Genomic DNA, 26,735 nt, shown 5'->3' with positions numbered 1-26,735 from the left:
CTCGCGAAAAGAGAATGCCAATATCGGGTTGCTGTCGAGGAGCGATGACGCATGGTGGACCTGGAGATCGACGACGGGCTGGCGGTGGTCACCATCGACCGCCCGCACGCCCGCAACGCGATCGGCCTGGACACCATGGACCAGCTGGAGAAGGCGATCGACGCGGCGGCGGGCGCCCAGGCGCTGGTGATCAAGGGCGCCGGAGAGCACGCTTTCGTCTCCGGTGGTGACCTCAAGGAACTGAGCGCGCTGCGGACCGAAGCCGATGCCGCAGCGATGGCCCGGCGCATGCGGTCGATCTGCGATCAGCTGGCGGACTTCCCCGCTCCCGTCGTCGCCGCGCTCAACGGTCATGCGTTCGGCGGGGGCGCCGAAGTCGCCGTCGCCGCCGACATCCGCGTGGCCGCCGACGACATCAAGATCGCCTTCAACCAGGTGCAGCTCGAGATCATGCCGGCCTGGGGCGGTGCCGAGCGGTTGGCCGCGCTGGTCGGAAAGAGCAAGGCGCTGCTGCTGGCCGGCTCGGGAATCACGCTGAGCGCGGCGGACGCGGAGCAAATCGGCCTGGTGGACCGCGTGTTACCGCGCGCCGTCTTCGACTCACCCGACGAAGGGTGGCGTGCTGTGGCACGGTCGCTCGCCCGCCTCCCGGCGACTGAGATAAAGCGCGTAATCCGCGGAGTTTCCCCTGAGGAGGCGATAGCATCCTTTGCACGGCTATGGGTTGCCGACCCGCACTGGCAGGCCGCGGAACGGGTCATGACCCGCAACAGCAAACCTCGCCCGGCGGCCGGAGGAGCGTCATGACCATCAATCTGAGGACGGCGATGGGCGTCGGGTCCGTCGTGTCGTCGGCTTCCCTGTTGGTGGCGGCCGGCGTGCTGGCGGGAAGTGGCCAGGCGCATGCCGACGAGGCCGTCATGCATCACGTCAAGTACACGGTGTCCGCGCAGAATCCGATCTACACCAGCATTTATTACCTGGATCATGAGCCGGCCATTTTCGCCGACTACAGCCACAACCCCTACGCGTTCACGCCGCACGTCGACATCGACCTCGCACCGGGCAAGCCGTGGAGTTACGAGCTGGACCTGTCAAAACCCGACGTGTATGCGATGGTCGTGGCGAGCACGGGTACCGAGCCCGGGGCGCCAAACCTTCACTGCGACTTGGCGGTAGACGGAGCTGTCGTCGTATCCAAGGACGGCCCCAAAGGCGTGCTCTGCTCGCTGCGGAATTGGTGAACCATCCAGGTCTGCGGGATACCTTCGATGGGTCGCGGCTCGCCCTCCAAGCGACGCAGATAACTTTCGACCAGCTCCACGGTTTCGGCGTGGCCACCGTCAATGCCCACCGCCTGCTCGAGCACCAGGAACCATGACAGGCTGCTCATCAAGAGCGTCCAGACCACGGGTGGTATGTCTTCTCGGACTTGCCCATAGCGCTCCAGCGCGGCCGTCACCGCCTGGCGCTGGTCCTCGCGGAGGCGCGCAGCGTAGTAGGCAATTTCGGTACGCATCTCCTTTCGGTGGTTTGCCAGCGCCATGAATTCCATGGAAATCCGGGTGAATGCGGGATCGGTGCCGAACCGCCACAGCGCCCACAGCGGCTGCGGCGATTGCAGTAGTCGCGCATGCACTTCGAGCGCTTCCTCGGCGCGGCGGCGGAAGACTTCGAGGAACAACTCCTCCATGGTGCGGAAGTAGTAGTGCACGAGCTGAGGCTTCAGCCCCGCCTTGTTCGCGAGGCGACGCGAGGTGACCGCGGCATAGCCCTCTTCGAGCATCAGCTGCTCGGCGGCATCGAGCAGCAACGCGCGATTTTTCGCGTCCGGCGCCCCGATCCTGCGGGCAGATGTCATGTCCCTGCTCCGTACTGTGTGCCATCCCGTGCCGACCACTCGGATCGTATCGTGGCGCGGCGCCCTCGATCTTGACCCTGACATTACCGCCATGCTAAGCAGGTGCTCAGCACATTTCCGATTTCGAAATCACCGCGGCGGTACCGCTTGCCGCCGATACCACCGGTAAACCCAGCCCAGGGAGACGCAATCCGATGAGCACCTTCGAGTCGATCGACTTCTTCACCGATCCGTCTCTGGTCCCAGATCCGCACCCTTACTTCGACTATCTGCGCAGCCAGAACCCGGTACTGCGGCTGCCGCACTACGGCGTCGTCGCAATCACCGGCTACGAAGAAGCCACCGAGGTCTACAAGGACCCGGACACCTTCTCGAACATCGTCGCGCTCGGCGGGCCGTTCCCTCCGCTGCCGTTCACCCCCGAAGGCGAGGACATCAGCGCACAGATCGACGAGCACCGCAGTTCGTTCCCGATGTTCGAGCACATGGTCACCATGGATCCGCCGGACCACACCAAGGCCCGGTCGGTCCTGGCCAAGCTGCTGACCCCGAGCCGGCTCAAGCAGAACGAGGAGTTCATGTGGCGACTCGCCGATCGCCAGCTCGACGAGTTCCTGCACAACGGTGAGTGCGAGTTCATCGCCGAATACTCAAAGCCGTTCGCCACCTTGGTGATCGCCGACCTGCTCGGCGTCCCGGAGGAAGACCACACGCAGTTCCGCACCGTGCTGGGTGCCGATCGTCCCGGCGCGCGGGTGGGCGCCCTGGATCACGAGACGGTCGGCATCAACCCGCTGGAATGGCTCGACGACAAGTTCTGTCACTACATCGAGGAGCGGCGACGTGAGCCACGCGGCGACGTGCTGACCTTCTTGGCGGAGGCGAAGTACCCGGACGGGTCGACGCCCGAGGTGATCGACGTGGTTCGCTCGGCGACGTTCCTCTTCGCCGCCGGGCAGGAAACCACCGCCAAGTTGCTCAGCGCCGCCCTGCAGGTGCTCGGCGACCGGCCCGACATCCAGCGGCAGGTGCGCGAGGACCGCAGCCTGATCCCCGCTTTCATCGAGGAATCGCTGCGGATGGAGAGCCCGGTGAAAAGCGATTCCCGCCTTGCCCGTAAGGCCACGAGCATCGGCGGCGTCGACATCCCCGCCGGCACCGTGGTGATGATTTTGCCCGGCGCCGCCAATCGCGACCCGCGCCGGTTCGACAACCCGCACGAGTTCGACATCAACCGGAAGAATGTGCGCGAGCACATGGCGTTCGCCCGCGGCGTGCACTCGTGCCCGGGCGGTCCGCTCGCCCGCGTCGAGGGCCGTGTCTCGATCGAGCGCCTCCTGGATCGGATGTCGCACATCGAGATTGACGCGGCCCATCACGGACCGAGCGCCGAGCGCCGTTACAGCTACGAGCCGACGTATATCTTGCGGGGTTTGAGCGAGCTGCACCTGACGTTCACGACCGCCGATGCGGTCGCACCCGTGGCTTAGTCAGACCTGCATGCCGACGAAGTAGCAGCCGAGCAAGACGGCGCCGATCAGCGCCACCCACGCATCGGTGAGTCGGCACAGTAGGACCGGAGCGCTTCGCACCTCCATGAACTCGCGAAAAATGATGCGCACCTTGATGAGTGCGATCACGATGACGCTCGACGTCACCACCGCGCTGGACTTCAGCAGTGCGCCGGCGGAATGATCTATCCAGAGGTAGGCCAGCGTGAGCGCCGAGAGGACGAGCCAGACGATCATCAACCGCTTGTTGAACTTGATTCCGATCACCTCACCACGTACAGCAGCGCAAAGATGAGCACCCATAGGAAATCAACGGTGTGCCAATAGGTCGCGCAGGTTTCGACAAGTTGCTGGGCGTCGTTGGCGCCCCGCGCTTTTCGCGCCGCTCTGCGGATTTGGTAGACGATGACGCCGAGCGCGACGAAGCCGATCAGCAGGTGCACGAAGTGGATACCGGTGAGGAAGAAATAGTAGGTGAAGAAGTCGTCGCTGTCGAACCCGTGTCCGATGCCGACCAGACGTGCCCATTCGAACACCTTGAAGAAGAGGAAGACCGCGGCGAATGCGGCGGTGATGTAGACGTCTTTGAGCGCCGCCCGGTAGGCGCCGGCGCGCGCCGACTGAACGCAGCGCGCCACCGACCAGGAGCTCAGCAGCAAGACGAGGGTGTTGAAGACCCCGATCCGCAAATCCAGCTGCGCCTGGGAGTGCAAGAACAGCTCGGGATTGTGGGCACGGTAGAACAGGTAGAACCCGAAATACGCGGTGAAGACCAGCGTTTCGAACAACACGAACGCCCACATGTCCGGCTGCCCCGGTACGGCGCGTCGGTTCCGATCGGCGAGGTCCGTCATCGGGTGGCCACCTCTTTGCGGGCGCGGTCGGGCAGCGGCCCGGTGCCGAAGTCTTCGCGCCGGATCATCTGGAACAGCATGACGATGAACGTGACCTGGTAGATGCCGAACACCACCATGTCCAGCCACCAGGCGATCTGGCCGTTCCAGGCCAAGACGCCCCGCCGAAAGATCCAGCACGGCGCCACGACCACCTCGGTCAGCGCGTTGCACAGGTTGAGATAGCCGAACCATTTGGGGAACACGCGATTCTTGTCGAGCAGGATGGCGACCATCCAGATCAGCGACCCGATGAGGAACACCCCCATGGTCCCGTCGAAAGACAGGAAGGCGAAGTCGTAGAGCCATCCGAGAGCTTCGGGGTCTCGCTCGGGTCGCAGCGTCCCGACGATCAGCGCGATGTTGAGCAGCAGCATGCCGGGTACGGCGCTGAGCGAGTAGATGATCAGATAGCTGTACCCGAACGCGGGGCTGACGGACATGCGCCGCATCGAATACGCGATCAGGGCGTTGTTGATCGCGATCATGCCGCTGATGGCGAAGATGACGCCGAAGCCAAACGGTATGCCGAGGTGGCGTTCGGAGAACCAGTGGGCCTGCGTCGCAAGGTCCCAGGTGGGCTGCGGCGGGGGCTGGACTTGCGCCACGATGAAGAACATCGGGAAGAAGATGTTGTAGAACACGACGAGCGTCCACCACGCCAACCAGAGTTCGCGCTTGGGGTTGTGCCGTAGATGCCAGGCGAGTCGCTGGCGCAGCGGTCCGGCAGGCGGCGTGACCGGGAAGGCGGGCGGTGTGATCACCGCGCTCATGCGTCGACCAGTTCCTCTGCGCGCCCGGCGTTTTCGGCGCGCTCCCGGTAGACGGCTTGCCCCAGCACCACGCCCATCACGACGATCCAGACCGCGATCGCCACGTTTTTGACCCAGAAGGACAAGAACCCGTCCCAGGCCAGTGGGCCGGTCAACGACACGCCGACGAAGGCGGCGGGAACCAGCGCGGCCGCCACCGCCAGGTTGAAGTAAGCCACCCAGCGGCGGAATACCGGACGCGGCTGATCGTCGAAATAGATTGCCAGGGCGAGGATTACGCTTTGCCCGATCAGGAACGGGACCAGGATGGTGAAGGTGATCCAGCCCAGATCATTGAGCAGCTGGGTCAGCGCCGGGCTGCGTTCCGGTCGAAAGGCGGCCAGCAACCAGCAGACGTTGGCGACGAGAAACAGTGTCGGACCGCCGGCCACGCAACCCAACATCGCATACGAGAAGATCGGCGTCCGATGCGCCATGCGGCGGATTTGCAGGACGATCAGCGCCAGAATCGGGACGAGGCAGACCCCGAACCAGTTGAACAGGATCATGCTGTAGCGAATCTGCGGGACGTGGGCCGGATCGCGGTAGAACGCGGCGACCGCATCCGCCGGCATGGAGGGTGACATCGGCGGATTGAAGCCCGGAAACAGGAAGAACGAGGCGATCCATAGGATCAGCGCCACCGGCAGCGTCCAGAGCAGGATCAGCTCGCCGTCGGTCCGCCGGGGCGCGGTGCGCGCCTGTTGGGCGCCGCTTGCATCGTTTGCGCCGACGTCGGACATCGGTACTCCTTCCCCGCACGAATCGCCGCCAAAGCTCGGCTAGTGAGCGAAGCTAGCCGATCGGCTAGCCTCGGTCAATAGCGTGGTCTAGTCTCGGTGCGTGGGAACAGCACGGCAGGCCGCCATCGGTGAGCGATTCTGGCTCGTCGCGCACAGCCCGGCCCGGACGCGGGTACTCGATGCCGCTTTGGATCTGTTCGCCACCCACGGGGTCAGCGGTACGTCGCTGCAGATGATCGCCGACGCCGTCGGGATCACGAAAGCCGCTGTCTACCACCAGTTCCGGACCAAAGAGCAGATTGTCATCGCCGTGACCGAGCGCGAACTCGGCCGCCTCGCGCCGGCGCTCGAGGCCGCCGAGGCCTATGACGACGGGCCTGCGGCACGAGATGCCTTGCTGGTGGGCGTGGTTGAGATGGCCGTTCGCGACCGCCGATTGGTGCGCACGCTGCAATTCGACCCCGTCGTCGTCCGATTGCTGGCCGAGCACAAGCCATTTCAACTCTTCATGGACCGCCTGTATCGGGTGCTACTGAGCGATGCGGGTCTCGACGGGCGCATCGAGGCCGCGATGTTCTCCGGCGCGCTCAGCACCGCGGTCATGCATCCGTTGGTCGCCGACATCGACGACGACACACTGCTCGACCGGGTTACCGATTTAAGCCGCCGGCTGCTCGGTCTACCGCGGGAGACCCGCGGCTGACGCGGCTACGTGTCGGCGCGGACCCAGCTCGATATGCCGTCGTGAGCAATACAAATCAGGAACAGACCATCGGGCGCCTGCGCGACGTAGTTCAGATAGTTCGTGCAGTCGGCGTTTTCTTCCTTGACCCCGGCCATCGGAGGCGAGCGGAACCAGCGAGGCTGATATCTCCGCGGCGAGCCGCAGAACATCAGCCGTCCGGGCTCGGAGGCGAAGGAAACGTATCCGTCGGCGACGCCGAAGGCGTAGTAGGTCGTGTTGTCACACGGCGCACCGAGAACCTGATGGGGCATGATGCCCGGGGTGCAGGCGGGGTAGTCGCAGACAGTCGGCCCGGCCGAGGCTGGCGGCGCCGCCACCACACCGGCGCCGAGCAACGCGGCAACCAGAGGCACGATTGATCGCACCCGATTACTCTGCCACACCTGAAAAGAAAATTCTCCTGGTTGGAGAAGATCACGTGGACCGAAAGGCGGTCAGCGCCGGGCCATCCCGAACGCCACCCGGCTCCGCGCCCCGGCGGGCGCGCATTTCCGCATGTAAGAGCCACGAAGGCGGCCGTCCGACGGCGGCGTTGAGCTCAGGCTCCAGTGATAAGCTGCTTCTCCGTGCACGATCCGGAGGGGCCCAACGCCGACGATTCTAGTGACCCGAGGAGTGCCGCTCCCGACGAATCACACTCGAACTCCGGCGCCGCGGCGGGCCCGTCAGAAACGGACGTAGAAGACGAAGTCGCCAAAGCCGAAGCGCGCGCCGAGGCGGCTCGGGCACGCCTGTTGAAGCTGCGCGGGGCAACCGAAGCCGGGCGCGCGGACGACGACGCCCAAGATGTCGAGCAGCACCCCGCCAAGGGGACCCGGAAACGGTTACGGTTGCGGCGTCCTGGGTGGCTTCGACGTCCAGGGTGGCTCCGGCGCCCGGGGCGGAAAACGCTATCTGTCGGCGTCGGCATCGTGCTCGCCTCCGCGTCTCTCGCCGCGAGCGGCTACATGCTGCGGCAGCACCACATCAACGTGCATAATCGCCAACTCGCCGCGGAGTTCAGTGCAGCCGCCCGGCAAGGGGTCACGGCACTGATGTCGATTGACCCCGATCATGCCAGGGAGGATGTGCAGCGCTCGATCGATGCCTCCACAGGGGACCAGAAGAACCAGCTAGCCGTGTTGTCGCCCCTGATAGTGAACAAGGCCGAGGAAACGAAGGTCGGCACCAAGGTGACCATCGAAGCCGTCGCCGTCGAGTCGTTGAGCGACAATTCGGGAGTCGTGCTGGTGGCGGCGAAAACCACTCCCACTGGGCCGGATAACGCCAAACCGCCGCCGGCCTTGTTTCGGCTCAGCGTCAATCTGGACCGCGACGACGGCCAGCTCAAGATGTCGAAAGTCGACTTCCTGCGATGACCGTCGAACATGGCTCGTCGCCGAACGGCTCCGACGAGGACGCGAAGCCACCCGCCGGCGAGGCACCGGCACGCCCGCGTCGACGGGCAGCGATTCGGCGTCGCGCCCACCGGTATTTGGCAAGGTGGCGTTCGATCGTCGCGGCAACGTTGGTGATTGCCGCCGTGGGAGTCGCTGCCGGCGTGTACTTTTTTCTTTATCGGCCGGATCAGCAGGTCGGCGACGCGGCGGCGCACCGGGCAATCCAGGCAGCGTCAGATGGTGCCGTGGCGGCGTTGTCGTATTCGTACGAGCATTTGAACCGCGATCTCAACAACGCGAAATCCCATCTCACCGGCGACTTTCTCACCTACTACAGCAAATTCGCCGACGAGGTGGTCGCGCCGACGGCGCAGAAGGGACAATTGACGGCGACCGCCAAGGTGATTCGGGCCGCAGTCTCGGAATTGCATCCCGATTCGGCCACCGTGCTGGTTTTCGTGGACCAGACCACGGCAAGCGTGCAAAAGAAAGATCCCGACAAGACGCAGAGCAGCATCCTGGTCACGCTGACAAAAGTCGACGGTTCCTGGCTGATCTCGAAATTCGACCCTTCCGGGTGAGCACGGCGGATGTTGTCCTAACCGTTACCGGGCCGGGCGAAGCGGTGTAACGTCATCGCTCGAGAACGCCGCGACCGACGGCGAAAAGGTGCCATAGGCACTCTCGGATTACGCGCTTCGAGGAGCACCTGATGCGTTCAGCCAAAACACTCACCACCGCAACGCTGGTGGCTGCCACTGCATTCGGCGGTTTGAGCACCGCCCCCACGGCCCAGGCAATCACCAAGGAAGACGTGGCGATCAACGGAACTTTCCGTGCCACGTCCATTGGCGATTATGCCCAGACCAACGATCAGTACAAGGGTGAGCCGACGGTCTACCAAACGTGGACCATCAGTTCGACATGCGACTCGACCCAGGAATGCCATGGTCAGGTGACGAGCGACCAGGGCTGGACCGCGCCCCTCTACATGACTGATGGGGAGACGTGGAAGGTGAGACGCGAAGTGCCGAACTGGGAACGGTGTGAAGACGGCACCACGTTCACCGGAGTGCAGACCTACATGTTCTTCCCCGTGAACGACAACGGCGGATGGCAACTCGGGTCGCGAGTCCTCTCGGGCAAGGACAAGACGGTCGGCCCCAGCGGTGCCTGCGGGCAGAACCAGTGGCTTGACGTCGCGATGCCGTTGCGCCTGGATCAGCTCTCCTGACCGGGCGGTCGTAGCTTCACTGCCCCCGCCGCTTCGCGGCTCCGCATTGCCTCAGGGCGAATTCAGGTGGGAATCATGTCCTTCCACGTCTTGGGCGCCTTCGGAGCAACGAGATCCGACTGCTGGTACAACTTTCCGTCCGGGCCGACATAACGACCGGTGTGCGGATCGTACTTTGCCACCACGACCGAGGGCGCGGGCTTAGATGTGTTGGCTCCGAACGAGCTTGGCGCGGCCTGGGGCTGCCCACCGTCGACCTGATCCAGCGGTGCGGGCGCCGGTGGTGGCGGCGGCGGTGGTGGTGCCGGAAGCTCGTCCGGCGCAGCGACATCGAGTGGCGCAAAAGCCGGAATGTCAGCCGACATTCTCGACATCGGCGCCAGCGTCGGTCCCGACGACGGCACGGGGGGCACAGCCGCCCCCACCGTGCCCGGTGGTGGGTTTGCTCCCCGCGGCCCCGCCGCGTCGCCGCGCGGCACCGCCCCGGGCGGCAGCGGCGTTCCCTCGACCGGGCCGAAGATCCTGTCATTGACGGTAATCCGGTCATCGGGCGGGACGCCCTGGGAAATCAGATTCGGATCCAAGGGATAGGGCCCGGTGGTGTGCTGACGCATCGCCAGCGGCATGTACGGCTTGTCGCTGTTGCAGATTTCGACGGTGGGCGCGCGCTTACCCGGGTGACCCATGCAGGGATAGTTGCGGGCACCGCGAACCGCGATCGGCGAATCCTGCGGGAGTTTGCAATACAAACCGTCCGGTGTGTCGATGTCGCTCAGGTCGTCCGGGGATCGCCAGGTGTTCGGCGGCATGAAGCCGACCGTACAAATAGGTGGATCGTCGACGGTGGCCGCGAAGTCGCCGTAAGCCTTACCGTCGGGGTGGTTTTCACCCTGAGCCGCCTGCTCGATGGCGACCCCCGACGGCAACAACACCAGCAGCTGCTCGATCGAGGGATGGTAGGTGATGCCGATCTGCCCGATGGTGGTCAGGTTGGCGAGCAACACCGGCAGCGTCGGTTTGATTTGTTCGAGAAGCCGGGACGCTTCGTTCGCGGTGTCAGGACCCTTCTGCAGGATGGTTCGGAAGTGGGAATCGTTGTTCACCATGACATCCGAGATGCCGGCGAAGCTACGCGCCCACGTTCTGATCGAATCGGTGGTGCGCGCCTGGGTATCCAGCAGCGGCCCGGTGTCTTCGGTGAGGGCCCGGGTGCGGTCGACGACGCCGTTGGAGTCGCGCGACAGCGTCTTCGAAGAATCGATCAGTGACCCCAGGTCGTAACCGGTGCCGTTGAAGCCCTGGAAGGACTCGTCCAGCAACTGGCCGAGTTTGGCCTTCGGGATGCTTTGGACCATGGCGTTGACCTGCTCGAGCATCGGGGCGACCGGCTGCGGAATTGTCGTGTCGCGCACGGAGATTACCGAGCCGTCGTGCAGGTAGGGTGGCGAATTGGTTTTGGGCCGCAGGTCCACGTACTGTTCGCCCACCGCGGAGACACTGAGGACCTGGGCCGTCAGGTCGGCGGGCACTTTCGGTGAAGTGCTCAGCGACAGCGTCGCTTTCGCGCCGGTCGGCGTCAAACCCACCGCGGTGACCTTGCCGAGCTGGACACCACGGTAGGTCACGTTGGAAAACCGGTAGAGGCCGCCGGTGGCCGGCAGCTCCAGCGTCACGGTCATCCGACCGATGCCCAGCAGCGTCGGCGCTTGGATGTAGAAGAGCACCATCGCGATCACGCCGATGGCCCCGACGACCGTGAAAATCGCCAACTGGATCCGAACGAAGCGCGTCAGCATCTATCCACCCGCTCCCGCCGGCGGCGCCTCTGCCGGCGCCGGCGTTTGTCCAAGACCCGCGTCAGGCACCGGCGCCTCAGCCGGGACCGGCCCGGGGCGCGGCCCATAATTTCCCGGTCCCGGTGCCGGCACCGCGCCCGGCGGCGGCGGGGGCAGTGGCAACGCGTCGGGATCGACCCACGGTGGCCTCAGCGGGTTATGCAAAGGATCGAGTGTGTAATTGAGGCGATACGGATCCCCGGGCACCGGTGGCACGGGCATATCCAGTTGCCCCCAGTGGGTTCCGAGGAACAATCCCTTCTTGAGCCGTGGGATCGTCAGGTCGAAATCGAGGTGCAGGTTGAAGAAGTCGCCTCGGACGGCTCGGTCGACGAAGTTCTGGGTGAACGGGAACACGAACGACGCCGCGATGGCCGCGCCGAAATCCGGTCCGACGTCGGCGAGCGCTTTGATGGTCGGCTCCAAGTTTTTGAGGTTCCTCACCAGGTCGGCCTGGGCGTCGTTGACCAGCCGGTTGGCGGTGTTACTGAACACGCGAAGGTGATCGAGGGCGGCCGTCAGACGGGGCCGCTCCTTGATCAACACCTCGAGCGCCGGCGGGATCTTGCGCAGCGCGTCGGTGACGACGTCGCGTTGGTCGGCGAAGGTGGCCGACAACCGATTCAGGGCCTGGATGGAGGCGACGATGTTGTCCTGTTCGTCGTTCAGAGTTCCCACGAACGTGTCCAGGCGGGTGATCAGATCACGCACCGCACCCTCGTGCCCGGACAGGGCGGCCGAGAAATTGTGGATGACCTCCCCGATCTGTCCCAGTCCACCGCCGTTGACCACCGCCCCCAGCGACGACAGCGTCTGCTCGGTCGACGGGTAGGCCGACGACCGGCTCAGCGGAATGGTGGCGCCGGGCTGCAGCCGTCCGCTCCCCTGCTGGCCCAGTGGAGTATTGAGCTCCACATGCATCGAGCCCAGCAGGCTGGTCTGACCGACGGTGGCTACCACGTTGGCCGGGACCACCACGTCGCGCTTGACGGAGATCTCGACGTCGGCGTGCCAGCCTTGCACCCTCATCGTGCCGACACTGCCGACGACGACGTCGTTGATCATGACCGGCGAATTCGACTCCATCGTACCGACATTCGGGAGTTCGACGTGGTAGATGTTGGCCCCCGGCCCGCGTCCGACGGCACCGGGCAGGGGCAGTGAATTCAGGCCGTGGAACGCGCATCCCGTCGCGGTCAACACCACGCAACAGCCGACGGTGAACACCCGCCGTGCTACACCTGATGGCCCAACTCCTCCGCGGGCCGAGGGCCCGCATCGTCGCAGGGCCGCCATCCGGGCGATCATTGTTGTGGCCCGTCTGCCGGCAGCAGCATTTCCGACGCGCTCGGCGCCGGCGGTGGTGGCGCCGGTGTCGACGGCGGGGGCGGCAGCGGCATCGCCGCGCCCGGTATCCGCGCCGGCGGCACGGCCCCCGGCGGTCCCACCGGGTCACCCGGCAGGCCGGTGTAGGCCGACACCGCGGGCGGGATTTCGGGCGCTGTGGGTTTCGGGCCCTCGCCGCCGGGCGTCAGGCGCGGCTCGGTGTAGAGAACCCTCGCCGGGTCAACCGACTTGGCTATGAACGGGTTGATGGGAATCGGCGAGTTGTTGAAGTTGGTCTGCCGCAAGCCGGGACCGATGAACAGGGAGCACAGCTTGCCCGATTCGACCGCGGTGATGTTTTCGATGGCGCCGATTTGCGTGCAGCCCGGTACGCCCAACAGAACCTGGCCGCCCCATGTGGGATTCGCCATGTTCATGAGCCCGAATCCTCCCACGATGGTTCCGGTGTCGGCGTTGTAGTCGTTGAAGAAGTTGCCGAACGCGTTCGGCGCTGCGTGCAGGATGTTCTCCAGATCCATGTGGTGATCGACCAGGTTCTGCGTGACATCGGCCAACCGGGCAATCTGTTCGCTGGTCTGGTTGCGCGTGCCGGCGATGAAGCGCTGCACCTCGCCGACCGCCGTCGACAGATCGGTCAGCGCCGCGTCCAGGTCGGATTTGCTGTCATTGACGACGCTGGTGAGCGTGGCCAGGCGGTCGTTGAACTGCACGATCTGGACGTTACTGTCGCGCAGCGCGCCGACGAAGGTCTGCAGGTTCTCGATGATGTCGACGATGTTGCCGCTGCCGTTGGCGAGGATCCGGCCGACGCCCGACAGTTGACCGAGTGTTTGCCTCAGCTTGTCACCGTTGCCGTCGAGGGCGTTGGCGGCGCTGTCGATGAACCGACCGACGGATGTGCCCGATACCCCGCTTTTGGGTCCCAAATCCGTTGCGAGCCGCATCAATTGGGTTTTGACCTCGTCCCACTCGACCGGCACCGCGGTCCGTTCGACCGGTATGACTGCGCCGTCGCGCATGACCGGCCCACTGTCTCGGTAGGCCGGCGTGAGCTGAACGTAGCGGGCAGACACCAGGTTCGAGGCGACGACCACCGCCTTCGCGTCCGCCGGAATCGGCACGTCGTGGTCGACCTTGAGGGTCATCTTGGCCTGGGTGCCCTGCGGCTGAATGGATTTGATCGTGCCGACTTTGACACCCGAAACCCGTACGTCGTCATGGGGATAGATCGCGGTGGCGGTGGTGAAATAGGCGGTGATCGTCTTCTGCCCGAAGAACGTATTGCGGACGACCACGGCAGCTCCGGCAAGCAGGAGCCCGACCAAGACAACCGCCGTCACGGCCACCAGCCGCGTGCGCGGGATGCGGAAGGTCACTGTGATCCTCCGATCCGTCCGCCCAACGTGCAGCCAGGGCACTGTGGAATGGAGTTGTAGGGCCAGGGGGTCAGCGCCCGAGGCACCGGCGATGGGAAGCCGGGGCCCTTCAACGTATCGAAGGTGCGGAATCCCCAGAGGTAGTCGAACAACTCCTGGAAGAGTTGCGGGATAAGGAAGTTCGGGGCGAACGCCTGGTAGGCGTACATGCCGGAGATGGCCTCACCAACCGTGATCTGAAATTTCTTGAGGCCCGCCAGCGATTTGGCGATGTTGTCGCGGTTCTTTTCCAGCATCGCCGTCACCGAATTCAATCTCTCCAGCGTCGGTGCCAATGTGCTTTCGTTGTCGTGCACCAATGCCGTCAGCTGCTTGGCCACCACCGACGTGTTGGCCAGCAGGTCCACGATCTCTTGACGCCGCGCCACCAGGACTTGGAGCAGGGAGTCGGAGTTGAGGATGAGCTTGTTGACCTGCTGGCTACGTTCGGAGAGAACCCCGGTGACGTCGCCGGCACTCTTGAAAAGGTCACCCAGGTTCTTGTTACGACTGTTCAGGGTGCGCGATAACCGGGTGAGCGCGTCGAAGGCCGGCCCCATTTGGGGCGCAATCTGATCGAGCGTCGCCGCCAGCGTGTCCAATGACTGGTTCAGCGCTGCGGTATTCGTTCCCGCAGTGTCGGTGGTCAAGTCGCTGACCGCTTCCGTCAGCGAGTAAGGCGAAGAGGTGCGCGAGACCGGAATGAGAGCCATCGGATGCATCGTGCCGCTGCCCGCGGACTCCACCGACAGCATCCGCTCGCCCAGCAATGTGCCCGTGCGGATGTGCGCGGAAGTCTCCGAGCCGAGCAGGATGTTGCCCTTCATCGTGAAAGTCACCAGCGCGTCGCCGTGACGCAGCTTCACATCCGACACCGTGCCGACCTTCATCCCCGACACGATGACCGGGTTGCCCCCCGTAAGGCCCCCGGCTTCGGTAAACAACGCCTGGTACCTGACCATCGTCGCCCATGCGACGAATCGGTCGGGCGACAGCCCCACCAGGATGATCATCACCGCCAGGACGACGCCGATGAGCCCGGCTTTGACCAGGCCAACTCCGCGATACTTGAGCATTAGGGTTCCGTGCACCTTCCTGCATCTGACCTGAAGATATTGGCGCGCACGGTCTTGCCATTGAGATCCGTACCGCGGAGCGCGAACTGGCAGATGTAGTACGGGATGGTGGCGCCGTTCACGCCGAGTCGGACCAGCTTGCGGTAGTTCCTCGGCGCCTTGGCGATTGCGGTCTCGAGACGGTCCTTGTCGTTGTCGAGAATGGGTGCCAGTCGATTCAACTGAGCTATGGTGCCGGACAGCGGCGGGCGGGCCTGCGCAAGCAGATCCGCCAGCGAGGCGGTTCCCTTGTCCAGGGCGTCAATCGCGGACCCGATCGTGTCGCGGTCATTGGACAATCCGCTGACAAGCTGCTCGAGGCGATCGATTGCGCCCGAGAACTGTTTGCCGTCCTTGGCCACCGTGCCGATCACGACGTTGAGGTTGTCGATCAGTTGCTGCACGGTTTGATCGTTGTCGGCCAAGGCGTTCGAGAACGACGTCGTCTTGGTGAACAGCGAGTCGATAGTCCCGCCCTGCCCCTGGAAGACCTGCAGCAGACCCGAGGTCAGCGCGTTGACATCGTGCGCATTCAGGCCCTGCGTAACGGGTTTCAGCCCGCCGAGCAGTAGATCGAGGTCGAGCGCGGGCGCGGTGCGGCTGACGGGAATCTGACCACCGGCGGGCAGGCGTTTGGGCGAGCCCGGGCCATCGAGCAGTTCGAGGTAGCGGTCGCCCACCAGGTTCAGGTAGCGGACCGCCGCCCTGCTGCCCTCGGTGAGGACGACGTTGCGGTCGGCGTCGAACTTCACCACAACTTTTTTGTCGGGCCGCAACGAAACGCTGTCGACCGTGCCGACTCGAATCCCGGCGACGCGCACCGACTCGCCCGGCTTCAGCCGCGACACGTCGTTGAACACTGCCGAATACCCGGTCGTCGCACCCGTTCGGTACTGGCCGAAGATGAAGAACAGGAAGGCGGTCAGCACCGCCATCACGACTGTAAAGGTCGCGAACTTGATGAGCGTTGCGCGCGTTCTCATCCCTGTTGTCCGATCTGGGCGGGGTTGCGCGGCGGGCCGGCGATCGGCCCGTACAACAGCTGCTTCAGCCCGTCAAAGTTGAGCAGCAGCTGTGGGTTTCCGTAGTTCACCGGGTCTGCGCCCGTATCGGCAATCAATTGCGGCGGGGCGGTATTGAACGGCAGCTTCGGCAGGCCCACACACTGCGGGCCGCCCGTCGCCGCGACCTTGGGCAGGTTCGTCGGATACCGATAACGTTCGGCGCCCCACGTGAGACTCGCCGAGATATTGATGCTCGGTTCCGACAACGGCGCCCCGTGCGATATCTGTACGAGCCCGGCGAATGCGCAGTTGAGCGCGGGGGCGTACTCGTTGGTCAGATCGGTGGTCGGCGCCAGCAGATGCACCACATCCGTCAGCGGTTGACGGTTCGTCGACAAGACGTCGTTGCCGATGTCGGCCAGACCGATCGCGCTGATCAGCAACGCATCCAAATTGCGTTGCTCGTCGACAATCGTCTTGCTGATCCGCGTCGCGTTGGAGGCGGTCTTCATCAGGTCGGGCGCCGCGTCGGCATAGGCGTTGGACACCACCGGTAAGACCGAGAGGTCATGCCGGAAAGCGGGCAGGCTCGGCTCCAGCTTGGCGAGAAAGGAATCCAGGTCGCTCAGCGATTGGCCAAGCTGTGGACCCCGCCCACTGAACGCCTGTGCCAGCGCACCCAGCGACTCGTTGAGCTTCGGCGGGTCGATGTGACTCAGGACCGACACCAGTTGCTGGAACACCGTGTTGATTTCGACCATGACGTGCTGGCCCTGCAGCGTCTGGCCGCTGCGGAGCCGCTGCGCCGAGGGTTGGGCAGGCTCTACGAGAAGGATGGACTTGGCGCCGAACACCGTTGACGACGCGATGTCGACGAGCACGTTGCCGGGGATGAAGTGCAACTGGGACGGGTCCATCGCCAAGTGAATGGCCGCCAGCCCGTTGGGCAGCGAGTCGATCGAGGCGACCTTGCCCACCTGCACGCCGCGCATCTTGACCTTAGCGTCCGGGTTCATGACCAGGCCGGCTCGTTGCGAAATCACGGTCACCGGCACGGTTTCGGTGAAAGAGCCCCGAAACAGACCAATGGCAATGGCGACGATCACGGCGACCACGACGACGGTCGCCAATCCGGCCAGGGGGCGCGCATACGATTGCGCCCCGAAGTTGCCACCCGGTGACGCCGCGACAGGCGCTGCGCTGCTGGCTGTTTCCGAACGGTCGATAGGGCCGGGCCCGAGGCGGTCCGTCACGTCAGGTCTCCTCCCCTACCCGGACAAGTTGAAGTTGCCGTTGGAGCCGTAAATCGACAGCGAGACCAGCAGCGTCACGGATACCACCACGACCAGCGAGGTGCGTACCGCGTTGCCGGTCGCGACGCCGACACCAGCCGGGCCGCCGGAGGCAAAGTAACCGAAGTAGGTATGGATCAACAAGACGGTCAGCGCCATCAAAACGGCTTGCAGGAATGACCACAACAAGTCGATGGGGTTGAGGAACGTCGTGAAGTAGTGCTGATACAGACCGCTCGACTGACCGAACATGAACACCGTGATGAACTGACTGGCTATGAAAGACAAGATGACGGCGATGGAATAGAGCGGGGTCACCGCGAGCATCCCCGCGACGATCCGGGTGCTGACCAGATACGAAACCGGCCGTATGGCCATGGATTCCAGCGCGTCGATTTCTTCGTTGATCCGCATGGCACCCAGCTGCGCGGTCACGCCGGCGCCGAATGTGGCCGCCAAACCGATCCCCGCGACGATCGGCGCGGCGATTCGCACATTGATGAAGGCCGAGAGGAATCCGGTCAGCGCCTCGATGCCGATATTGCCCAGCGAGCTATAGCCTTGGACGGCCAGCACGCCACCGGCGGCGAGCGTCATGAAGCCGACGATTCCGAGCGTTCCGCCGATCATCGCCAATGTCCCCGCCCCCATGCTGATTTCGGCGATGAGACGAATGATCTCGCGGCGGTAGTGGGCAGCCGCGAACGGCACCCCGGCGAGCGCCCTGGCGTAGAACAGCGTGTGATCGCCGATCCGGCTCAGCGTGCTGACGGGCTTACCCAGCTGTCGCGTCAGGCGCGGGTAGGTAGCGCGTAGGGCTGTCACGATCTGTCCTTACACCTCCTTCGTAATTACTTGGCCGCAAACCGGATGCCGATAGCGGTGACAACGACGTTGACGACCATCAGGGACATGAACGCATACACCACCGTTTCGTTGACGGCGTTGCCGACCGCCTTGGCGCCGCCGCCGGTGATCGTCAATCCGCGATAGCACGCGACCAGTCCGGCGATCAGGCCGAAAAGCGCTGCCTTGACGCAAGAAATGATCACTTCCGGCACGCCGGTGAGCAGGGTGATGCCGGCGGCGAACGCGCCAGGGTTGACATCTTGGATGAACACCGAGAAGGCATAGCCGCCGACAATGCCGATGATGACGACCAGACTGTTCAGCAACAGGGCCACCAGCCCCGCGGCCAGCATGCGCGGAGTCACCAGGCGCTGCACCGGATTGATGCCAAGCACCTCCATCGCGTCGATCTCTTCGCGGATGGTTCGCGACCCCAAGTCCGCGCACATCGCCGTGGAGCCGGCGCCCGCCACGATCAAAACGGTCACCATGGGGCCGATCTGAGTGACGGCACCGAACGCTGCACCCGCACCGGAAAGGTCCGCGGCACCGAGTTCTCGCAACAAGATGTTGAGGGTAAAGCTGACCAGAACGGTGAACGGGATGGCCACCAACAATGTCGGCGCAATGGCGACACGTGCGATGAACCACGATTGTTCGAGAAACTCACGCCACTGGAACGGGCGTTGGAACAAGAACTTGACCGCGTCCGCCGACATCGCGAACAATCCGCCGATCGCCTGCGCCGGTTTGGAGCCGCGCCCCAACACGATCCCGGGTGACCAGCGGTCAGCACCTTTACTCGCCATGGGAACAACGCCCTTTCGGCATTACGAGACTGCCAGTCTTGTTCCTGCGCAAGGCCTGCGGTAGATTCGGCAGAACCGGCCCCCACAAGGGCGTGCCGCCGACGGCGAAAAGCTCAGCGGGCGGCCGCATTTCGGAATTGACGTCCGATCCGACAGCGACCTCGCTCACGCCAGTCCTCCGTTCTGCTGCGGGAGTTGGCGCTGCAAGACGGGGGGCCCCACGTCTTGAAGCGTCCGGCGATTATGACTCATGCCGCGTCCAGAGGGAACGAAAAAGGCATAACCGTTATCGGACCTCGCAACATCAGAACGCCGGCGCAGGGCGGTTGGATCGCAACAACAATCTTCGGCATCGGCAAACTCCAGTCCTAGGTGACGGCGCCGGCCGTCTTGAGCTCGATGATGCGGTCCCAATCGAGTCCGAGTTCCATCAATATTTCGTCGGTCTGCTCAGCGAACCCGGGGGCCGGTCCGGTCTGTGGCGCTGCGACGTCGAACTGTACCGGGTTGGCAACCAACTCGAGCTCACCCGCTTGCACCATGTACTCGTTCGAGCGGATCTGCGCGTCGTCGACGGCTTGCAGGGTGTCCTGCACTGGCGCCCATGGCCCGGAGAGCGTGGCGAAGCGTTCGCTCCACTCGGCCAGCGTGCGGCCTGCGATGGCCTTGGTCAGTAGCTCCACCGCATCCGCCGTGTTGGCGGCGATCTTCTCCACCGTGGCGAAGCGCGGGTCGTCCGCCAGCTCCGGCAGGTCGACGTGCCGGCACACGTCAGCCCAGAACTTGGTGGGCTGCATCATCACAAAGGAGATGTAGCGCCCGTCGGATGTCGTGTACAGCCCCACCAACGGATTGTTGGGGGCGCCGTGCACGCCGGGCGGGGGCGCCTCCAGCCGCTGCCCCAGATGCTTGGTCAGCGCCACGGTGTGCCCCATCGACCACAAACCGCTGCCCAGCAGTGACACGTCGACGACGGACGGCTCCCCGGTGCGCTCCCGTTTGAGCAGCGCCGCCGCGATGCCGCCGGCGAGGTTGGTCCCCGAGATGGTGTCGCCGTAGGCGGGCCCGGGCGGGGCGATCATCCCGGGCATCCCGGCGGGAGTGATGGTCGCCGCGGTTCCGGCCCGGCACCAGAAGGCGGTCATGTCGTAGCCACCCTTCTCCGCCTCGGCGCCGCGCGGGCCGAGTGCGCTGCCGCGGGCGTAGATGATGTTCGGGTTGACCGTACGAATGTCGTCGACGTCGATGCCGAACTTGTTCCGATGAGCGGGAAGGAAGCTGGTGAGGAACACATCGGACCGGCGGGCCAGCTCGTAGAGCACTTCCTTGCCCTCGGGCACCGACATGTCCAGCCCGATGCTGCGCTTGCCGCGGTTGGCGTGCTCGATGTTGGGGTTGGGATCGCCTTCGACGCGCAACATCCCGGTCTGGCGGAGCCCGCGCTGCGGATCGCCGGTCACCGCGTGCTCGACTTTGACCACGTCGGCGCCCCATTCGGCGAGCACCGCGCCGGCCGACGGGACGAACCCGTACATGGCGACTTCCAGGACCCGGATGCCCTCGAGCGGCCTCACGCGCCCGCCCCCTTGGCCGGCGCCGCGGGAACGGCAAACGTCTTGCGCTCCAGGAACTCCTCCAACCCTGCCACCCCCATCTCGCGGCCGACACCGGACTGCTTGAAGCCCCCGAACGGGCTGTCGGCGCCGAAGTAATTGCCGCCGTTGATCGAGAACGATCCGGTCCGGATCCGGCGCGCCACGGCCAGCGCCCGGTCCTGGTCGCGACTGAAGACCGCGCCCGCCAGTCCGTAGATCGAATTGTTAGCGATGCGCACCGCGTCGTCGTCATCGTCGAACGCGATCACCGCGAGCACCGGCCCGAAGACCTCGTCCTGCGCGATCTCGCTGTCGGGATCGACATTGGTCAGCAGCGTCGGCGCGTAGAAATAGCCGGGGTCGAGCCGCTTGCCCCCGGTGACCAGGGTCGCCCCGGCGGCCACGGCGCGCTGGACCATGCCATCGACTTTGTCCCGCTGCCGTTCGTTGATCAGCGGCCCCATGTAGGTCTTGGGGTCGGCCGGGTCGCCGTGACTCACCTTGGCGAAGTTCTGCGCGATCAGGTCGACGATTTCGTCGTGGTGCGATCGGGGTACCAGCAGCCGCGACGTGAGCGCACAGCCCTGGCCCGCGTGGGTCACCATGCTGAAGGCCGCGAACAGCGCCGCGTTGGCGAAGTCGGCGTCATCGAGCATGATCGCCGCCGACTTGCCGCCCAGTTCCAGAAAGACGCGCTTGACGGTCTCGCTGGCGGCGGCCATGATCTTGCGCCCGACCTCGGTCGAGCCGGTGAAGGTGATGACGTCGACGTCCGGGCTGGTGGTCAGGGCGACCCCCGAAGCGGGATCCGACGAACTGAGCACGTTGACCACGCCGGCGGGAATGTCGGTGTGGTTGGCGATCAGCTCGCCGAGCGCCAGGGTGATCAGCGGCGTGTCCGGGGCCCCCTTGAGCACCACCGTGCATCCCGCGGCCAGCGCCGGTGCCAGCTTGGCGAGCGCGAGTTGGTTCGGATAGTTGTAGGCGATGATGGCGCCCACCACGCCGGCGGCTTCCTTTTCCACCCAGCGGTGGTGCCGCATGCCCCGTGATTCCCGTTCGCCGAGGTCTTCGGAGAACTGGTAGGTGCGCAGCAGGTCCGCGTAGAAGCGCACGATGCCGATCGGCTCGTCGAGTTGGGCACCCTGGGTCAGCGCGCGGGTGGCGCCGACTTCGGCGATGGTGAGCTCACGCAACTCGTCGGCGTGCTCGACGAGTGCCCGATGCAGCTGGTCGAGGCAACGGATGCGCAACTCGACATCGGTGGGCCAGCTGGTGTCGTCGAACGCCCGCCGCGCCGCCGCGATCGCCGCTTCGGCCTCTTCGGCTCCGGCGTCCGGTGCCTGCCCGATGACCGCACCCGTCGCGGGGTTGAGCGAAGGGAACGTCTTGCCGGTGGCAACGAGCCGGCCGTCGATCAACAGACGGCGGTCTGCGATTGACTCCAGGCCCGGCGCAGGCGCGGCATCCGCGATGGTCGCTACTGACCCAGCGGCGGGTTCTGCCGTGTCCTGCGCAGGCATGCCGGTACCCCCTCGTGTGGTGACGATCACGATAATTTCATTCTCTTCCCCGGCGAATCTTACATTCGAGTTTCGATAATTCAAGAAAGTCTCAGGAATGAGATCCCGGTGCTGACCAGGGGCGCAAACGGCCAGAAGCTGCCGCTGCGACCCTCTCGACGCAGGCCGAACGCGGTTTCGCGGGCGTGTTGCACGCCACTCCGCGTGGAGAGTAGGGTTCTCATAATTGTAAGGGAGATTCTTTGTGGCTGAAATGGCCCCCGTCGGAGTAGAGGCCTCAACATGAAGACTGCGGTGGTCACCGGTGGCGGATCCGGCATCGGCCTTGCCGTCGTGCAGCGCCTACGCGCCGACGGCTTGAACGTCGCCAGCATCGACTTGCGACCGTCGGACGCCGACCTCACCTTCACCGCCGACGTGACCGACCGGTCGCAGGTGGATGGGGCGCTGTCGGCCATCCGCGCCCAACTCGGCCCGGTGACGGTTCTGGTCAACGCCGCCGGGCTGGACGGCTTCAAGAAGTTCCACAACATCACCTTCGAGGACTGGCGGCGGGTGATCGACGTCAACCTCAACGGCGTCTTCCACACCGTCCAGGCGGTGCTGCCCGACATGGTCGAGGCCGGGTGGGGACGCATCGTCAATATCTCTTCGTCGAGCACACATTCCGGCGCGCCCTACATGAGTCACTACGTGGCGGCCAAGTCGGCGGTCAACGGCCTCACGAAGTCGCTGGCACTCGAGTACGGGCCCAAGGGCATCACGGTCAACGCCGTGCCGCCCGGCTTCATCGACACCCCGATGCTGCGCGCCGCCGAGAAGAACGGCTTCCTCGGCGACATCGACGAGACCATCGCCCGGACCCCGGTCCGCCGCATCGGCACGCCCGAGGACATCGCCGCGGCATGCGCGTTTCTGGTGTCCGAGGAAGCCGGCTACATCACCGGTCAGATCTTGGGCGTCAACGGCGGTCGCAACACCTGAGCGGTGGCGATTCGTCAACGGTGCCCGGCAACCAGCATCAGGTGAGAGGAGACAGCCGTGAAGGTTTGGGTGGATTCGCAGCGGTGCCAGGGCCATACCCTGTGCGCGATGATCGCTCCGGATTCGTTTCAGCTCAGCGACATCGACGGCAGCTCGTCGGCAATCGACGAAGTGGTGCCCGCCGATCGGGAGGATCAGGTTCGGGAGGCGGCGCAGTCCTGCCCGGAGCAGGCCATCATGATCACCGAAGACTGAGCCGGCACCGAAGTCCTTAGCAGCGAAACACTGAGGGAGACAGAGCGTTGAGTGTCGACGACGTCGTCAATGACAACGACCGCAAGAAGAACCGATACCACTTCGATCGGCATTCTTCCGAGTACCGGTCGCAGTTCAAGGCGATCACCGAAGAGATGCACGCCAAGTGCCCCATGGCCTGGACGGACACCTATGGCGGACACTGGGTTGCGGCCGGTAGCCACGAGGTCTTCGAGCTGGCGCGCTGCCCGGCGGTCTCCAACGACCACGACCTTCACGGCGAACGCCGTGGCTATAAAGGCATTTCGATCCCCACGGCCAGCCGCGTCAGCGCGGTTCGCGGCGGCATCCTGGAAATGGACGACCCCGAGCACCGCACCTACCGGACCGTGCTCAACCCCTATTTGTCCCCGGCCGCGATCAAGCGCTGGGAGCCCTTCATCGACGACGTGACGCGCGCCTGCCTCGACGAGAAGATCGAGGGCGGCAGCATCGACTTCGTCGACGACCTCGCCAACATCGTGCCCGCCGTCTTCACCCTGGCCATGCTCGGCATCCCGCTGAAGAAGTGGAACATGTACAGCGAGCCGGTGCATGCCGCCGTCTACACGCCCGAGCACTCCCCCGACATCGAGCGGGTCACCGCGATGCACCGGGAGATGGGGCTCGACATGGTCAACAACATGATCGAGATCCGCGCCAACCCGCGGCCCGGAATCGTGAACGGTCTGCTCCAGATGCGCATCGACGGTGAGCCCGCCCCGGAGCTGGAAATCCTCGGCAACCTCGGGTTGGTCATCGGCGGCGGCTTCGACACCACCACCGCGCTCACCGCCCACTCGCTGGAATGGCTTTCGGAGCACCCGGAGCAACGGCAGCTGCTCAGCGATGAGCGCAAAACTCTGCTCGACCCGGCGACCGAAGAGTTCCTGCGCTACTTCACCCCGGCACCCGGGGACGGCAGGACCTTCGCCGACGACACCGAACTCGACGGCACCCAGTTCAAAGAGGGCGAGCGGCTCTGGATTTCGTGGGCGATGGCCAACCGCGACCCGGCGGTGTTCCACGACCCGGACAAGATCATCCTCGACCGTAAGGGTAACCGGCACTTCAGCTTTGGGCTCGGGGTCCACCGGTGCATCGGGTCGAATGTCGCCCGCACCGTGTTCAAATCCATGCTCACCGCGGTTCTCGACCGGATGCCCGACTACAGGTGCGATCCCGAGGGGACCGTCCACTACGAGACCATCGGTGTCATCCAGGGCATGCGTAAGCTGCCGGCGACCTTCACACCCGGCCGCAAGATCGGAGCCGGCCTGGACGAGACGCTCGAAAAGCTCCAACGGATCTGCGACGAGCAAGAGCTCGCCAGGCCGATCACCGAACGCAAGGAGACCGCGGTCATCGACTAGGTAGGCCCGGACGGACCAGTCGTTGACTGCCGCAATTTTTCCGAGTAGGCCTGTTCAGCGTGACCGCCCCCTATATTTGGGCCCAAGCGCGTAGACAGAGATGGGAGACGCAACGGTGAAGCCTTTCGCAGTCAGCCTTGCGCTTGCCGCCGCCGCGCTGACTGTCACGCCGACCGCCCACGCGGACATGCTGTATGCCAACTACAGGGTGGACACGAGCCGGGACCCCGGCCACAGCTGGATCTGGTCGATCAACCCGTGCTTCCCCAACGCGCCGGGATGCCTGCAGGTCTACGCAACTCCGCAACCCAACGGGCAGGCGGCGGTCTACCGCGGAGAAGCCCACCTGTCCAACGGCCGCTACACCATGGCCGTCGATGTGCCCGACGGTGTGCGCTGCGTGGTCCAGTTCTTTCCCTCGCATGACGTCTACTCATGGGATCCGGTGACCCTGGCGGGCCAGGTCGACTCGACGTTCGACACCGGCTGCGGTGGTGGACCGGGGGGCGCCGACAGTTGGCCGTTCTCGCTCGTGCGATGGTAGCCGCGTGAGAGGTACAGGAGTCGGTAAGCACGATGGCTGACGCCAAAGAACCGTCGCGCGATTCGGCCACCTCGAAAGCCGATGCGAGGGCATTGCTCGAGGAAGCCGAGGCCGAAGCCGCCGAAGCCGAAGCGCTGGCCGCAGCGGCGCGCGCCCGCGCTCGGGCCGCCAGGCTCCGGCGCGAAGCGCTAGCCGAAGCCGAGAAAGAGGCCGCCGAGGAGAAGGCCTCGGACGCCGAAGAAACGGTAGCCGCCGACGAGGACGCAACCGACGGCGCCGAGGCGAAGGCCGACGAGGGCGTCGCCGACACCACCGAAGCCGACGAGGCGGAGACCGAAAAAGAAGGAGTCTCCGACGAAACCCCCGAAGGCGCGGAACCGGAATCCGAGCCGGCCCGCTCCCGGCGGCGCTTGCGGATGCCGTCCCTGTCGGTGGCGTGGAAAGCGGCCGTCATCCTGCTCATCTGTGCCTTTGTCGCGGCCAGCGGATACATGATGTGGAACCGCCATGAGGTCACCGAGCGCAACCAGCGCGCCGCGAACTTCGTCGCGGGAGCCAGACAAGGTGTCGTCAACTTGACTTCCATGGACTTCAACAAGGCCAAGGAGGACGTCCAGCGGGTGATCGACAGCTCGACCGGCCCGTTCCACGACGACTTCCAGGCGCGCGCAAAGGATTTCACGACCGTCGTCGAGCAGTCCAAAGTGGTCACGCAAGGAACCGTGAATGCGGCGGCCGTGCAAACCATGAACGGCGATTTCGCGGTGGTTCTGGTCGCGGCGACATCGCACATCACCAATGCCGCGGGCGCCAAAGACGAACCGCGCAATTGGCGGCTCAAGGTGACCGTCAAAAACGACGGCGGGCAATACAAGATGTCCAACGTGGAGTTCATCCCATGAGCGAGGACGAGGCCGGCACGGACACCGCCGACGAGTCCGTCGAACAATCCGAGCGGAGCGAAACTAGTGCCCCACGCGCGCGGCGCGGGGTGAAAATCGTTCCGGTGGTTCTGATTACGCTGCTCCTGCTCTCCGGCGGCGCGGCGACGTGGCTGTACTTCAAGCAGTACCGGCCCGATAAACAGACTGACGCCAGCGTCGCGAGCGCGGTCGCCAATGCGGCGTCCGACGGAACGGTCGCGCTGCTCTCCTACTCGCCCGATTCTCTCGACAAAGACTTCGCCGCCGCCAAGTCGCACCTGTCCGGCGACTTCTTGTCGTACTACAACCAGTTCACCGAGCAGATCGTGGCTCCGGCGGCCAAACAAAAATCGCTGAAGACCACGGCTCGGGTGTTGGGGGCCGGGGTCCAGGAATTACATCCGGATTCGGCGGTCGTGCTGGTGCTGGTCGATCAGAGCACCACGAGCAAGGACAACCCTGACCCAGCGATGGCCTCCAGCAGCGTGCTGGTCAGGCTGAGCCGGGTCAACGGCAGCTGGCTGATCACCAAATTCGACCCCGTCTAGAAACACGGCGAATTCCGTTGCGGCGTCTGGCGCTTCCTCGCCGAACGTGAAGCTGGCCGGACGTTCGGCGCCGAGCGTGAAGCTGGCCGCACGTTCGGCACCGGATC

At 64.8% G+C, this 26,735-nt stretch carries 30 protein-coding genes; 14 read left to right on the top strand and 16 right to left on the bottom strand.

Annotation, left to right across the window (positions count from 1 at the left end):
• The first annotated feature begins 51 nt into the window (after positions 1 to 51).
• Complete coding sequence (locus AC0KS4_RS02190; RefSeq protein WP_225327381.1) at positions 52 to 807, top strand: enoyl-CoA hydratase/isomerase family protein; 756 nt, start codon at positions 52 to 54, stop codon at positions 805 to 807.
• 71 nt (positions 808 to 878) lie between these two features.
• Positions 879 to 1,244, top strand: coding sequence for a hypothetical protein (locus AC0KS4_RS02185; RefSeq protein ID WP_225327445.1), 366 nt, complete (start codon positions 879 to 881; stop codon positions 1,242 to 1,244).
• Here AC0KS4_RS02185 and AC0KS4_RS02180 read toward each other — a convergent pair.
• Complete coding sequence (locus AC0KS4_RS02180) at positions 1,160 to 1,861, bottom strand: TetR/AcrR family transcriptional regulator (protein WP_238958320.1); 702 nt, start codon at positions 1,859 to 1,861, stop codon at positions 1,160 to 1,162. The two genes, AC0KS4_RS02185 and AC0KS4_RS02180, sit on opposite strands and share 85 nt — an antisense overlap.
• A 194-nt stretch (positions 1,862 to 2,055) precedes the next feature.
• Between AC0KS4_RS02180 and AC0KS4_RS02175 the strand changes: the two genes are divergently transcribed.
• Positions 2,056 to 3,351, top strand: a complete 1,296-nt coding sequence (locus AC0KS4_RS02175) for a cytochrome P450 (protein WP_225327383.1) — start codon at positions 2,056 to 2,058, stop codon at positions 3,349 to 3,351.
• Here the strand turns inward: AC0KS4_RS02175 and AC0KS4_RS02170 are convergent, their stop codons facing one another.
• The 4 genes from AC0KS4_RS02170 to AC0KS4_RS02155 are packed head-to-tail and all read right to left on the bottom strand — an operon-like array spanning position 3,352 to position 5,820.
• Entirely contained in the window at positions 3,352 to 3,636 is a 285-nt protein-coding gene (locus AC0KS4_RS02170; RefSeq protein WP_225327446.1) for a cytochrome C oxidase subunit IV family protein, read from the bottom strand. It lies immediately after the preceding gene.
• Positions 3,636 to 4,226: a cytochrome c oxidase subunit 3 gene (locus AC0KS4_RS02165; protein WP_225327384.1), complete on the bottom strand. Its 591-nt coding sequence runs from the start codon at positions 4,224 to 4,226 to the stop codon at positions 3,636 to 3,638. Before AC0KS4_RS02165 ends, AC0KS4_RS02170 begins: the two co-directional genes overlap by 1 nt.
• The gene (locus AC0KS4_RS02160) at positions 4,223 to 5,038 is read right to left on the bottom strand and encodes a hypothetical protein (RefSeq protein WP_225327385.1); all 816 of its coding nucleotides are present in this window, start codon (positions 5,036 to 5,038) and stop codon (positions 4,223 to 4,225) included. Before AC0KS4_RS02160 ends, AC0KS4_RS02165 begins: the two co-directional genes overlap by 4 nt.
• Positions 5,035 to 5,820, bottom strand: a complete 786-nt coding sequence (locus tag AC0KS4_RS02155; protein ID WP_238958321.1) for a hypothetical protein — start codon at positions 5,818 to 5,820, stop codon at positions 5,035 to 5,037. The genes AC0KS4_RS02160 and AC0KS4_RS02155 overlap by 4 nt, the downstream gene beginning before the upstream one ends.
• 100 nt (positions 5,821 to 5,920) lie before the next feature.
• Here AC0KS4_RS02155 and AC0KS4_RS02150 point away from each other — a divergent pair, with 100 nt between their 5' ends.
• Positions 5,921 to 6,523 carry a TetR/AcrR family transcriptional regulator gene (locus AC0KS4_RS02150; protein WP_225327387.1) on the top strand — a complete coding sequence of 201 codons (603 nt, stop codon included), beginning with the start codon at positions 5,921 to 5,923 and terminating at the stop codon, positions 6,521 to 6,523.
• Positions 6,524 to 6,528: 5 nt separating this feature from the next.
• Here the strand turns inward: AC0KS4_RS02150 and AC0KS4_RS02145 are convergent, their stop codons facing one another.
• A complete protein-coding gene (locus AC0KS4_RS02145; protein ID WP_014379207.1) occupies positions 6,529 to 6,918 on the bottom strand; it encodes a hypothetical protein in 390 nt (129 codons plus the stop codon).
• Positions 6,919 to 7,131: 213 nt separating this feature from the next.
• Between AC0KS4_RS02145 and AC0KS4_RS02140 the strand changes: the two genes are divergently transcribed.
• The 3 genes from AC0KS4_RS02140 (at position 7,132) to AC0KS4_RS02130 (ending at position 9,178) form a co-directional block, all read left to right on the top strand.
• Positions 7,132 to 7,923: a hypothetical protein gene (locus AC0KS4_RS02140; protein WP_225327388.1), complete on the top strand. Its 792-nt coding sequence runs from the start codon at positions 7,132 to 7,134 to the stop codon at positions 7,921 to 7,923.
• Positions 7,920 to 8,525 (top strand): hypothetical protein, encoded by a 606-nt coding sequence (locus AC0KS4_RS02135; RefSeq protein ID WP_238958322.1) that lies wholly within the window; start codon positions 7,920 to 7,922, stop codon positions 8,523 to 8,525. The genes AC0KS4_RS02140 and AC0KS4_RS02135 overlap by 4 nt, the downstream gene beginning before the upstream one ends.
• A gap of 131 nt (positions 8,526 to 8,656) precedes the next feature.
• Positions 8,657 to 9,178 carry an Rv2253/PknI dimerization domain-containing protein gene (locus tag AC0KS4_RS02130; RefSeq protein WP_238958323.1) on the top strand — a complete coding sequence of 174 codons (522 nt, stop codon included), beginning with the start codon at positions 8,657 to 8,659 and terminating at the stop codon, positions 9,176 to 9,178.
• A gap of 62 nt (positions 9,179 to 9,240) precedes the next feature.
• Here AC0KS4_RS02130 and AC0KS4_RS02125 read toward each other — a convergent pair whose 3' ends face one another.
• The 8 genes from AC0KS4_RS02125 to AC0KS4_RS02090 form a co-directional block, all read right to left on the bottom strand.
• Positions 9,241 to 10,974: an MCE family protein gene (locus tag AC0KS4_RS02125; RefSeq protein WP_238958324.1), complete on the bottom strand. Its 1,734-nt coding sequence runs from the start codon at positions 10,972 to 10,974 to the stop codon at positions 9,241 to 9,243.
• Complete coding sequence (locus tag AC0KS4_RS02120) at positions 10,975 to 12,309, bottom strand: MCE family protein (RefSeq protein WP_238958325.1); 1,335 nt, start codon at positions 12,307 to 12,309, stop codon at positions 10,975 to 10,977.
• 8 nt (positions 12,310 to 12,317) lie between these two features.
• Entirely contained in the window at positions 12,318 to 13,736 is a 1,419-nt protein-coding gene (locus AC0KS4_RS02115; RefSeq protein ID WP_238958326.1) for an MCE family protein, read from the bottom strand.
• Positions 13,733 to 14,851 (bottom strand): MCE family protein, encoded by a 1,119-nt coding sequence (locus tag AC0KS4_RS02110; RefSeq protein ID WP_225327394.1) that lies wholly within the window; start codon positions 14,849 to 14,851, stop codon positions 13,733 to 13,735. Before AC0KS4_RS02110 ends, AC0KS4_RS02115 begins: the two co-directional genes overlap by 4 nt.
• Positions 14,851 to 15,873: an MCE family protein gene (locus AC0KS4_RS02105; RefSeq protein ID WP_225327395.1), complete on the bottom strand. Its 1,023-nt coding sequence runs from the start codon at positions 15,871 to 15,873 to the stop codon at positions 14,851 to 14,853. Before AC0KS4_RS02105 ends, AC0KS4_RS02110 begins: the two co-directional genes overlap by 1 nt.
• The gene (locus tag AC0KS4_RS02100; RefSeq protein WP_308193108.1) at positions 15,870 to 17,033 is read right to left on the bottom strand and encodes an MCE family protein; all 1,164 of its coding nucleotides are present in this window, start codon (positions 17,031 to 17,033) and stop codon (positions 15,870 to 15,872) included. Before AC0KS4_RS02100 ends, AC0KS4_RS02105 begins: the two co-directional genes overlap by 4 nt.
• 129 nt (positions 17,034 to 17,162) lie before the next feature.
• Positions 17,163 to 18,011 (bottom strand): MlaE family ABC transporter permease, encoded by an 849-nt coding sequence (locus tag AC0KS4_RS02095; protein WP_225327396.1) that lies wholly within the window; start codon positions 18,009 to 18,011, stop codon positions 17,163 to 17,165.
• A gap of 26 nt (positions 18,012 to 18,037) precedes the next feature.
• Positions 18,038 to 18,754: an MlaE family ABC transporter permease gene (locus AC0KS4_RS02090; RefSeq protein ID WP_472408543.1), complete on the bottom strand. Its 717-nt coding sequence runs from the start codon at positions 18,752 to 18,754 to the stop codon at positions 18,038 to 18,040.
• On the opposite strand from AC0KS4_RS02090, the gene AC0KS4_RS02085 reads away from it, so the two are divergent.
• The gene (locus AC0KS4_RS02085) at positions 18,639 to 18,908 is read left to right on the top strand and encodes a hypothetical protein (protein ID WP_472408549.1); all 270 of its coding nucleotides are present in this window, start codon (positions 18,639 to 18,641) and stop codon (positions 18,906 to 18,908) included. The two genes, AC0KS4_RS02090 and AC0KS4_RS02085, sit on opposite strands and share 116 nt — an antisense overlap.
• A gap of 304 nt (positions 18,909 to 19,212) precedes the next feature.
• Here the strand turns inward: AC0KS4_RS02085 and AC0KS4_RS02080 are convergent, their stop codons facing one another.
• Positions 19,213 to 20,418: a CaiB/BaiF CoA transferase family protein gene (locus AC0KS4_RS02080; protein ID WP_225327398.1), complete on the bottom strand. Its 1,206-nt coding sequence runs from the start codon at positions 20,416 to 20,418 to the stop codon at positions 19,213 to 19,215.
• Positions 20,415 to 21,992 (bottom strand): aldehyde dehydrogenase family protein, encoded by a 1,578-nt coding sequence (locus AC0KS4_RS02075; RefSeq protein WP_238958327.1) that lies wholly within the window; start codon positions 21,990 to 21,992, stop codon positions 20,415 to 20,417. Before AC0KS4_RS02075 ends, AC0KS4_RS02080 begins: the two co-directional genes overlap by 4 nt.
• A gap of 252 nt (positions 21,993 to 22,244) precedes the next feature.
• Here AC0KS4_RS02075 and AC0KS4_RS02070 point away from each other — a divergent pair, with 252 nt between their 5' ends.
• From AC0KS4_RS02070 to AC0KS4_RS02045, 6 genes are all read left to right on the top strand, one after another.
• Positions 22,245 to 22,946 carry an SDR family NAD(P)-dependent oxidoreductase gene (locus AC0KS4_RS02070; protein WP_238958328.1) on the top strand — a complete coding sequence of 234 codons (702 nt, stop codon included), beginning with the start codon at positions 22,245 to 22,247 and terminating at the stop codon, positions 22,944 to 22,946.
• A gap of 57 nt (positions 22,947 to 23,003) precedes the next feature.
• Positions 23,004 to 23,201: a ferredoxin gene (locus tag AC0KS4_RS02065; protein WP_009951811.1), complete on the top strand. Its 198-nt coding sequence runs from the start codon at positions 23,004 to 23,006 to the stop codon at positions 23,199 to 23,201.
• A 47-nt stretch (positions 23,202 to 23,248) separates the two neighbouring features.
• Complete coding sequence (locus AC0KS4_RS02060; protein ID WP_238958329.1) at positions 23,249 to 24,613, top strand: cytochrome P450; 1,365 nt, start codon at positions 23,249 to 23,251, stop codon at positions 24,611 to 24,613.
• A gap of 100 nt (positions 24,614 to 24,713) precedes the next feature.
• Positions 24,714 to 25,157 carry a hypothetical protein gene (locus AC0KS4_RS02055; RefSeq protein ID WP_225327402.1) on the top strand — a complete coding sequence of 148 codons (444 nt, stop codon included), beginning with the start codon at positions 24,714 to 24,716 and terminating at the stop codon, positions 25,155 to 25,157.
• 32 nt (positions 25,158 to 25,189) lie between these two features.
• Entirely contained in the window at positions 25,190 to 26,059 is an 870-nt protein-coding gene (locus AC0KS4_RS02050) for a hypothetical protein (RefSeq protein ID WP_238958330.1), read from the top strand.
• Complete coding sequence (locus AC0KS4_RS02045) at positions 26,056 to 26,628, top strand: flagellar basal body-associated FliL family protein (RefSeq protein ID WP_238958331.1); 573 nt, start codon at positions 26,056 to 26,058, stop codon at positions 26,626 to 26,628. The genes AC0KS4_RS02050 and AC0KS4_RS02045 overlap by 4 nt, the downstream gene beginning before the upstream one ends.
• Positions 26,629 to 26,735: the final 107 nt, after the last annotated feature.

Source organism: Mycobacterium sp. NTMscope_MAC_12 (assembly GCF_976985675.1).
This window is presented reverse-complemented; position numbering and strand designations above follow the sequence as displayed.

Bases quoted from the DNA above. Each gene is read 5' to 3' on its own strand.
- AC0KS4_RS02110 (WP_225327394.1), bottom strand. From the start codon at position 14,851: ATGCTCAAGTATCGCGGAGTTGGCCTGGTCAAAGCCGGGCTCATCGGC.
- AC0KS4_RS02105 (WP_225327395.1), bottom strand. From the start codon at position 15,873: ATGAGAACGCGCGCAACGCTCATCAAGTTCGCGACCTTTACAGTCGTG.
- AC0KS4_RS02175 (WP_225327383.1), top strand. From the start codon at position 2,056: ATGAGCACCTTCGAGTCGATCGACTTCTTCACCGATCCGTCTCTGGTC.
- AC0KS4_RS02085 (WP_472408549.1), top strand. From the start codon at position 18,639: ATGGCCACCAACAATGTCGGCGCAATGGCGACACGTGCGATGAACCAC.
- AC0KS4_RS02055 (WP_225327402.1), top strand. From the start codon at position 24,714: ATGGGAGACGCAACGGTGAAGCCTTTCGCAGTCAGCCTTGCGCTTGCC.
- AC0KS4_RS02160 (WP_225327385.1), bottom strand. From the start codon at position 5,038: ATGAGCGCGGTGATCACACCGCCCGCCTTCCCGGTCACGCCGCCTGCC.
- AC0KS4_RS02130 (WP_238958323.1), top strand. From the start codon at position 8,657: ATGCGTTCAGCCAAAACACTCACCACCGCAACGCTGGTGGCTGCCACT.
- AC0KS4_RS02190 (WP_225327381.1), top strand. From the start codon at position 52: ATGGTGGACCTGGAGATCGACGACGGGCTGGCGGTGGTCACCATCGAC.
- AC0KS4_RS02070 (WP_238958328.1), top strand. From the start codon at position 22,245: ATGAAGACTGCGGTGGTCACCGGTGGCGGATCCGGCATCGGCCTTGCC.
- AC0KS4_RS02155 (WP_238958321.1), bottom strand. From the start codon at position 5,820: ATGTCCGACGTCGGCGCAAACGATGCAAGCGGCGCCCAACAGGCGCGC.
- AC0KS4_RS02090 (WP_472408543.1), bottom strand. From the start codon at position 18,754: ATGTCGGCGGACGCGGTCAAGTTCTTGTTCCAACGCCCGTTCCAGTGG.
- AC0KS4_RS02180 (WP_238958320.1), bottom strand. From the start codon at position 1,861: ATGACATCTGCCCGCAGGATCGGGGCGCCGGACGCGAAAAATCGCGCG.
- AC0KS4_RS02050 (WP_238958330.1), top strand. From the start codon at position 25,190: ATGGCTGACGCCAAAGAACCGTCGCGCGATTCGGCCACCTCGAAAGCC.
- AC0KS4_RS02135 (WP_238958322.1), top strand. From the start codon at position 7,920: ATGACCGTCGAACATGGCTCGTCGCCGAACGGCTCCGACGAGGACGCG.
- AC0KS4_RS02045 (WP_238958331.1), top strand. From the start codon at position 26,056: ATGAGCGAGGACGAGGCCGGCACGGACACCGCCGACGAGTCCGTCGAA.
- AC0KS4_RS02120 (WP_238958325.1), bottom strand. From the start codon at position 12,309: ATGGCGGCCCTGCGACGATGCGGGCCCTCGGCCCGCGGAGGAGTTGGG.
- AC0KS4_RS02125 (WP_238958324.1), bottom strand. From the start codon at position 10,974: ATGCTGACGCGCTTCGTTCGGATCCAGTTGGCGATTTTCACGGTCGTC.
- AC0KS4_RS02165 (WP_225327384.1), bottom strand. From the start codon at position 4,226: ATGACGGACCTCGCCGATCGGAACCGACGCGCCGTACCGGGGCAGCCG.